At 63.7% G+C, this 570-nt stretch carries 1 protein-coding gene; it reads left to right on the forward strand.

All coding sequences use genetic code 11. The features are described 5' to 3' along the window. Positions 1–570, forward strand: a 570-nt coding sequence (locus ACYVLQ_RS31735) for a DUF4226 domain-containing protein (protein ID WP_460701228.1), incomplete at both ends; no start/stop codon positions are given.

Here is a 570-nt window from a genome sequence, read left to right on the forward strand (position 1 = left end):
CCATGATCGCCTCCGCCCTCGCCGGACTCGGTGGCGGCGGGTCCGGTCAGGGGACACCGACCGGTGGCGGCGCCGGAGACGGAGCGGGAAGCGATGTCACCGGAGGAGACGTCGCCGGTTTGTCGCCGCAGGCACAGAAGGCGATCAAGGTCCTCGAGAAACTCAAAGAAGTCTACGGCGACAAGGAAACCGACGACCCCGAGGTCGACAAACTCCGCAACGAACTCGGCATCGGCACATCCGGCACATCCGGCGCATCCGGCGCATCCGGCAAGGGCGCCACCGCCGCCGGACTCAAAGCCCACCAGCTCTACCAACAGACCGCCGCCAACGCCTTCAACACCCTCGACACCGACCTCATCCGCTACATCCAACGCCTCGCCGGCAAACACAAGATCGACAAAAAAGCCGTCACCCAACTCCTCCAGGACACCAACAAGCAACTCGCCGAACTCGGCTCCGCCGCCTACACCAAAAAAGGACAACTCAAAGTCCACCAAATCCTCACCACCGCCCTCACCGAAGCCCACAAAATCGTCTCCGGCACCCACGCCGACTCCAAAACCGCCG

Source organism: Nocardia thraciensis, from assembly GCF_054782435.1.